The organism is Herbaspirillum sp. B65, from assembly GCF_000333555.1.
GTDB classification, from domain to species: domain Bacteria; phylum Pseudomonadota; class Gammaproteobacteria; order Burkholderiales; family Burkholderiaceae_D; genus Herbaspirillum; species Herbaspirillum rubrisubalbicans.
Genome location: NZ_BADI01000670.1, coordinates 1 through 3,899 on the forward strand (window position 1 = coordinate 1; position 3,899 = coordinate 3,899).

The window sequence follows — 3,899 nt, forward strand, 5'->3', positions numbered from 1 at the left end:
CCGGCCATCCCTTCATTTCCTCTACGGGACCATGACGCTGCTGGTGCTCTGCTGCATCGTGCACTTCTACACCACCGCGCACCTGACTGCGGTGACTGCCTTGAAGCAGCTCGACCCCAAATTCGAAGCCGCCTCGCTGTCGCTGAAGGTACCCCTGCTCAACACCTTCCTGCGCGTGACCGTGCCACTGTGCCTGCCGCAAATGCTGGAGATCTTCCGCTACCTGTTCGTCTCTTCCATGACCACGGTCTCGGCGGTGATCTTCCTGTACCGGCCCGATACGGTGCTGGCCTCGGTGGCGGTGCTCAACATGGATGACGCCGGCGACGTCGGCCCGGCGGCGGCCATGTCGACCCTGATCCTGCTGACCTCGGCCGCAGCCTCGCTGCTCATGTATGCCGCCGGCAGTCGCTGGCTGGCGCGAGCCCAGGCCTGGCGCCGCGGGCGCAGCCACTGAAGGTGAGCCGCGGCAAACCGATTTCTTCCCTTGGCGTCGCAGACGCTTTTTCAACCCAGCCATCCCATAAACATAGACGAAGGCCATCATGAAAAAAACCAAGCTGTTTTCCCTGCTCGCATCGGTGATCGGCGCCGGCATGTTGTTCTCGGCCCAGGCCCACGCGGCCACCACGCTGACGGTCTATACCGCCCTCGAAGCCGACCAGATCAAGGCTTACCAGGCAGCCTTCCAGAAGGCCAACCCGGACATCGAAATCAAGTGGGTGCGCGACTCCACCGGCATCGTCACCGCCAAGCTGCTGGCGGAAAAGGCCAATCCGCAAGCCGACGTGATCTGGGGCCTGGCCGCCACCAGCCTGGCCCTGCTGGACAAGGAAGGGATGCTGACCCCCTACGCCCCGCATGGCCTGTCGGCCATCGACGCCAAGTACCGCAGCGCCGCCAACCCGCCGTCGTGGGTGGGCATGGACGTGTGGGCCTCGGCCATCTGCTTCAACACCGTGGAAGCGCAAAAGCAGGGCCTGCCCAAGCCGACCTCCTGGGCCGACCTGACCAAGCCGGTCTATGCCGGCAAGATCGTCATGCCCAACCCAGCCTCTTCCGGTACCGGTTACCTGGATGTGTCGGCCTGGCTGCAGATGATGGGTGAAGAAAAAGGCTGGGCCTACATGGATGCCCTGCACAAGAACATCGGCCAGTACACCCACTCCGGCTCCAAGCCCTGCAAGCAGGCCGCGACAGGTGAATTCCCGATCGGCATCGCCTTCGAATACCGCGCCGTGAAGACCAAGAAGGAAGGCGCCCCGATCGACGTGATCCTGCCCGCCGAAGGCCTGGGCTGGGACATCGAAGCCACCGCCATCGTCAAGGGCACCAAGAACCTGGAAGCCGCCAAGAAGCTGGCCGACTTCTCTGCCAGCAAGGATGCCATGGCGCTGTATGAAAAGAACTTCGCCGTGGTCGCCATTCCGGGCGTAGCCAAGCCGGACGAACTGCTGCCGGCCGACTACGAAAAGCGTCTCATCAAGAACGACTTCACCTGGGCCAGCACCAACCGTGATCGCATCCTGACCGAGTGGAGCAAGCGCTACGAAAGCAAGTCGGAGAAAAAGCAGTAATGCCCGTCACCGACGGCGTTCACATGTATTGCACGTAGTTCGACGCCGCCACAGCCCAGCCTGTGGCGGCGCGCAGAGAGGATCGCAAAACGCCCACAGAGCGTTCGCCCACAACAGGCATCACGACATCTGGCAACCGTATCTTATGGAGTCCCCCATGACGCTTTCCCCCACAGAACACGATCCGCAACACTTCGACCTGGCCGTGGTCGGTTCGGGCATCCTCGGCCTGGCGCACGCCTATGCGGCCGTCAAGCGCGGCCTGAAAGTCGCCGTGTTCGAACGCACCGGCACCCCGCTGGGCGCCTCCGTACGCATTTTCGGCATGGGCCTGGTGACCGCCAGCCCGCCGGCATCATGCTCGACCTGGCCCGCGAAAGCCGCGCCATCTGGCTGCACCTGGCGGCGCGCGCCAACTTCAGCGCCCGTGAAGCCGGCACCCTGCTGTTTGCCCGCAGCCAAGCAGAGCATGATGTGCTGGTGGAATTCATGACCGTGCGTGCGCGTCAGTACGATTACCGCGCCTCGCTTCTGGAAGGCGAGAAGCTCGATGCCCTCTACAATGGCCGCTTCAGTCATCACCGCTCGGCCCTGCACGGCACCGAAGACCTGCAACTGTATTCGCGCGAAGCCATGCCAGCCCTGGTGGCCTACCTGCATTCGCAGGGCGTGCATTTCCGTTTCAATACCCTGGTGCATGGCACGGCCGATGGCCGCCTCTCGACCACCGCAGGTGAATTCCACGCCGAGCGCGTGGTGGTCTGCTCGGGTCACGATTACCTGACGCTCTTCGCCGACCGCCTGCAGCCGATGAACCTGAAACAATGCCGTCTGCAGATGCTGCGCATCAAGACCGAAGAAGCGGTGCCGCTGACCCATGCCGTGCTGACCGGCCTGTCCTGCACCCACTACGGCGCCTTCTCGGACCTGCCCACCGCGCGCGCAGTCCATGCCGAGATCGAGGCCAAGACGCCCTTGCTCAACAAGCACGGCATCCACCTGCTGGTCAGTCCGACGCCCTATCAAGAGCTCATCGTCGGCGATTCGCACCACTACGGTAGCGATTCGCCGCCGTTCAACAGCGAAGAAGTCGACCAACTGCTGCTGGGCCTGGTCGAACACACGCTGGACACCCGCGTGCAGGTCATCGAGCGCTGGCAAGGGGTCTATGGCAGCAAGGGCCCCGGTCCGTTCTCGGCGCTGGCCGTCGACGACCATACCTCGGTGGTGCTCATGCATACCGGCATCGGTATGAGCGTCGGTCTGGGACTCGGTGAGCGTGTCGTGAAGGCGCTGCTGGAAGGCGACAGCCTGCCCACGCCATCCACACAACCGGCCCCGGCCACCGCCCTGGCCTGATCGACTGCAGTTGCACCCGGTACGGTGGCCAACGCTGCCGTACCGCCTCGTAGCCACCCATCTGATCTGCCCTTGCGGCCAATAGGGCAACCCGCCAAGCCGCCTGTTTGGCAAGATACTTCACTTGCCCACCTTCATTCCTGACAGAAAATTTTTTTCTGGCATCTTTTCCCAACGCCCAATCACTCCCGCATGTCGCTGCGGCGCAATATCCTCCGACACCCACAAAGCCTTGGCAGAAGCGGGTTTCCCTGCTGCGTCGCAACCGAAAACAGGCTTGCTGCGCTGTAAGCTTGTGTAAGTTTGGAGCAAGTCCTGCGTAAGCTTGGCGTCGCACACTCGGCGCATGGACAAGTGGGTCCTTACGCAAGCAATGCGAAGCCAATATCGCGGTTTGTGTCAGACGGGGGAAGCCAGGGGGTGTCGGTTCTTCAAACTCTGCTCTTCCGGTGCGTTCTTGCATAACGCCCCATTCGACCATCTGTTGCATCGTTGCCCGAGTACCTGGTTGCACACCATGCATGAGCACATTCATTAAAACCAAGGAGACAAACATGACCACAGCATCCGTCAATACGACGACGCGCGGCATCACCAAGGAGGAAAAGAAAGTCATCTTCGCCTCGTCGCTAGGCACCGTTTTCGAATGGTATGACTTCTATCTCTACGGCTCGCTGGCCGCCATCATCGCCAAGCAGTTCTTTGCCGGCACCGATCCCAATACCGCTTTCATCTTCGCCCTGCTGGCCTTTGCTGCGGGCTTCATCGTGCGCCCGTTCGGCGCGCTGGTGTTCGGCCGCCTGGGTGACCTGGTCGGTCGTAAATACACTTTCCTGGTGACCATCCTCATCATGGGTGCCTCGACCTTCATCGTCGGCGTGCTGCCCAACTACAACTCCATCGGCATTACCGCCCCGATCATCCTGATCATCCTGCGCATCCTGCAAGGGCTGGCGCTGGGCG

The 3,899-nt window shown here is 62.1% G+C and carries 3 protein-coding genes and 1 pseudogene; all 4 read left to right on the forward strand.

The window, feature by feature from the left end; all coding sequences use genetic code 11:
- Positions 1 to 457 (forward strand): ABC transporter permease subunit (locus I5W_RS15925; RefSeq protein ID WP_148289122.1); only part of this gene is annotated, 457 nt, incomplete at its 5' end.
- A 139-nt stretch (positions 458 to 596) separates the two neighbouring features.
- Positions 597 to 1,577: a putative 2-aminoethylphosphonate ABC transporter substrate-binding protein gene (locus I5W_RS15930; RefSeq protein WP_373281440.1), complete on the forward strand. Its 981-nt coding sequence runs from the start codon at positions 597 to 599 to the stop codon at positions 1,575 to 1,577.
- A 157-nt stretch (positions 1,578 to 1,734) separates the two neighbouring features.
- Positions 1,735 to 2,936: pseudogene (locus tag I5W_RS15935) on the forward strand (TIGR03364 family FAD-dependent oxidoreductase).
- Positions 2,937 to 3,490: 554 nt separating this feature from the next.
- Positions 3,491 to 3,899: MFS transporter (locus I5W_RS15940; RefSeq protein WP_044529967.1), on the forward strand; the 409-nt coding region annotated here is incomplete at its 3' end.

Excerpts from the sequence above, each read along its gene's own strand:
- I5W_RS15930 (WP_373281440.1), top strand. The coding sequence starts at position 597 with ATGTTGTTCTCGGCCCAGGCCCACGCGGCCACCACGCTGACGGTCTAT.